Below are 1,189 nucleotides of genomic sequence, written 5' to 3' on the forward strand. Positions count from 1 at the left end.
GAGCGGATCGGGCAACGGGTCGGGGAGCGGGTCGGGGAGCGGGTCGTCCTCGGACGCGCCCGCCGTCCTCGACGGAGACGGAAGTTCCGATTCCGGGAGCCTCGATGGGAGCGGTGTGCGGGACTCCGCCCGCTGCGGTCCTGAACTCGCCGCCCCGGAGGGCGTGGAGGCCCAGACGTGCGTGCTGCGGCAGGGCACTGACACATGGGGGCGCACGTACTTCCGCAACGCCACAGGCGGCCCGCTGACGGCCGTGCTCACCCTCATGGAGCCCGACGGCCGGACGGTCGAAGTGCGCTGCCAGATGGGGCCCTCCGACGATCCGGGCAGCTGCGAGACGCCACACGCCGAGGCGGCGCACGACCGGCGGGCGCTCGACACGTACTCGGCGGTGACGGAGATCGCCGCACCGGGCGGCAAGCTCCTTCTGCGCTCCGGCAGCAACTCGCCGGGGGACCGGGCGGATTAGTCACGGTGCGCGGTAACCCGGTGCGCGGTACGCGGCGGGTCGGGCCTCGGGGCGTGTACGGGGCCGGGCTCGTACGTGCCACAGGCGTGGAGCGGGCCGGGCGGCGGGTTTGAGCGGCGGGCCGGGCAATCGGTTGGACAGTGGCCCGGTGCGGATCGTGGGTGGCGGCTCGTCACGAGTGGGCGCCCGGGCGCGAGGAGAGACAGGGCGCGGGCGGGAGCCTGTGGCCCGGGCCGGGTGTCGGCCTGGTGTGGGCTGCGGACGCGCGGTGCGAACGGCGCGGCGCGGGCAGCCGGACGCGGGCATGGAAACGCCCGGTCGCTGGCGACGGGGGATGCACCAGCGACCGGGCTCCTAGAACGGTAACAAGAGATCGGCCGTTCGCAAATTCGATCGTGGATTTCCGGACGCGTATTTCCGGTCTGACAGCGGGAGTTGTGACGGGAGTCACGCGAATGGCGTCCTCGGAGGCCCGGAATGACCCCTTCCGCGCCTGGTTCCGCCGATCGTGCCGGTTCCGAGGGGACCGATGGGCCGACGCGCGGGTGGACGGGCGAGCGGAGGCGGACGCAGCCGGATGACGGATGGGGGCGCAGACCGATTGCATGCGTCGGCTCGTGGGGCGCACAGGGGGCGCAAGCACAGGACCGGTCGGCGGAGCCTGCTTCCGCCCGCCCTCGTTCCGCTCTGGAGGTTCGGGGGCGCGGGCAGGGACAGGGG

General features: G+C 73.5%; 1 pseudogene. It reads left to right on the plus strand.

What is annotated here, in order from left to right:
• Window positions 1–469: pseudogene (locus tag K6I34_RS37185) on the plus strand (hypothetical protein); the annotation flags it as partial.
• Between the last annotated feature and the right edge of the window lie 720 nt (window positions 470–1,189).

The organism is Streptomyces sp. UNOC14_S4 (assembly GCF_020740835.1).
GTDB lineage: Bacteria > Actinomycetota > Actinomycetes > Streptomycetales > Streptomycetaceae > Streptomyces.